The 2,369-nt window shown below is 50.3% G+C and carries 1 protein-coding gene and 1 CRISPR repeat array; the gene reads left to right on the forward strand.

All coding sequences use genetic code 11. From position 1 onward, the window contains the following. The first annotated feature begins 190 nt into the window (after window positions 1-190). Entirely contained in the window at window positions 191-466 is a 276-nt protein-coding gene (gene cas2, locus AB1467_07130) for a CRISPR-associated endonuclease Cas2 (protein ID MEW6296026.1), read from the forward strand. Window positions 467-654: 188 nt separating this feature from the next. Next, a CRISPR array of direct repeats spans window positions 655-2,315; the repeat unit is 37 nt; unit sequence GTTGAAGTTCTAATAAGAGCCTTCGGGCGATTGCGAC. The last annotated feature ends 54 nt before the right edge of the window (window positions 2,316-2,369 follow it).

Here is a 2,369-nt window from a genome sequence, read left to right on the forward strand (position 1 = left end):
AGCCGCCTCCTGGACCAAGTCGGTGAAGTCGGCCGCATCATCAACGGCCTTTTGACCGCACTTAAGAATAAGGCATCGGGATTATAGGGGAACCCATCTTTTTCCTAACCCCTAACCCCTAACCCCTAACCCCTAACCCCTAACCCCTGATCCCTAACACAACTACTTTTAAAATTTCTGGTAAAACGCCATGTTTTATGCTATCAGCTATGATATCCGGGATGACCGCCGCCGCCTCAAGGTGGCCAAGGTGCTGAAAGACTTCGGCGAACGGGTGCAGCTCTCCGTGTTCGAGGCCCGTCTGGAGGCTTCGGAACTGGTGCGGCTTAAAAAGCGCCTCGATCCTGTCCTGGACCAAGCCCAGGACAGCGTGCGCTTCTATCCCCTGTGCGCCGCCTGCGTACCGGGTATCGAGGTCCTGGGACAGGGACTGGTTACTCAAGAGGCTGATTTTATTATTATTTAACGAACATGGGCGAAAGCGGCAAAAACCGGGGAGGTTACCCTCCAGACTTAACTACTTGAAAAAATGGCCTCTTTCTTAAAAGAGGCTGAAAGGGAAGAGGCTTTTTGTGAACCAAGGTGCGATAGATAAAGAGGTTACCCTTTTGGGGGTCCCAAAGCTGCATAGTTACTGGCCGGGAAACAGGCAGGGTTGAAGTTCTAATAAGAGCCTTCGGGCGATTGCGACTTTTATGGCAAAACCATTGTCTAAGGAATTTATTCAGGTACTTGTTGAAGTTCTAATAAGAGCCTTCGGGCGATTGCGACTTTAACAAAATTGTTTTTGGTTAGTATCCGTTGAGGAGCCGTTGAAGTTCTAATAAGAGCCTTCGGGCGATTGCGACCGGTTTTAGTCGATGGTCAAGCTGTCGAGAACCCAGATTACGTTGAAGTTCTAATAAGAGCCTTCGGGCGATTGCGACAAAATAGCCGTCCGGATTGAGGGTATCGCTGAATAAGATCCGCCGTTGAAGTTCTAATAAGAGCCTTCGGGCGATTGCGACCTTTTCCGACATCATCGTCTCCTTCGCCCCGCATACTGTTGAAGTTCTAATAAGAGCCTTCGGGCGATTGCGACATGCGTCCCTCAGTGACGATCTTGATCCGGTAATTGCGCTTGAGTTGAAGTTCTAATAAGAGCCTTCGGGCGATTGCGACATCGGGTTTGGGTGCGCCGTGCTCTATGCATAACCGGAGTTGAAGTTCTAATAAGAGCCTTCGGGCGATTGCGACCCTTCTGTCCGAAAATTTTTTGGCACCTTTCATTCAATTTTGTTGAAGTTCTAATAAGAGCCTTCGGGCGATTGCGACGATTGAAGTAAGCCCCATAAGCATACAGGCTTTCCCCATCGGTTGAAGTTCTAATAAGAGCCTTCGGGCGATTGCGACCCAGCCACCATATACCGCCTTGCTGGCCCGTCTTCCGTTGAAGTTCTAATAAGAGCCTTCGGGCGATTGCGACCGGGAGGGCGTCAGGCCCGCGGATGGGTAGCCGCTCCAGCGGGTTGAAGTTCTAATAAGAGCCTTCGGGCGATTGCGACGGAAAATGTTGGCCAGCCGGGAGGGCGTCAGGCCCGCGGATGTTGAAGTTCTAATAAGAGCCTTCGGGCGATTGCGACATTGTGGGGTATTGTCCTTCTGGTGCTTCCGTACTTGTTGAAGTTCTAATAAGAGCCTTCGGGCGATTGCGACGGACACTGCGGTCTTGGTCATTGGGTCTTTTGGTAACAAATTAGTTGAAGTTCTAATAAGAGCCTTCGGGCGATTGCGACTAGGAGCAGTCTACGTCAATGCCGATCAGTTTATACGGCGTTGAAGTTCTAATAAGAGCCTTCGGGCGATTGCGACTTTTCTCGGATCCACTGCCCGTAAGCGACCATACTCCAGTCATAGTTGAAGTTCTAATAAGAGCCTTCGGGCGATTGCGACCGCCGGCCCGTCTTCCGTGAGGGAAACAACCGTGGGCAGATTGAGTTGAAGTTCTAATAAGAGCCTTCGGGCGATTGCGACTACGTCACGAAGTGTGGTTTGCAACAATTTCTCTCTCCGTTGAAGTTCTAATAAGAGCCTTCGGGCGATTGCGACACAATCACTACCTCCCAATCCCTTCGATTTCCATACCAATGAGTTGAAGTTCTAATAAGAGCCTTCGGGCGATTGCGACTTCTGGGCGCGGTCTTCCCTGATTTGCTTGTTGTTCCGTTGAAGTTCTAATAAGAGCCTTCGGGCGATTGCGACCTCTGGGCGCGGTCTTCCCTGATTTGCTTGTTGTTCCGTTGAAGTTCTAATAAGAGCCTTCGGGCGATTGCGACCTTCTTGAGGTCTTTGAGTTTGCTAGTTTTCGCTGTTATCGTTGAAGTTCTAAT

It is taken from the genome of Candidatus Diapherotrites archaeon (genome assembly GCA_040755695.1).
Classification (GTDB): domain Archaea; phylum Iainarchaeota; class Iainarchaeia; order Iainarchaeales; family 1-14-0-10-31-34; genus JBFMAK01.

Coding starts and splice junctions, on each gene's coding strand:
- cas2 (MEW6296026.1), top strand. CDS start 191: ATGTTTTATGCTATCAGCTATGATATCCGGGATGACCGCCGCCGCCTC.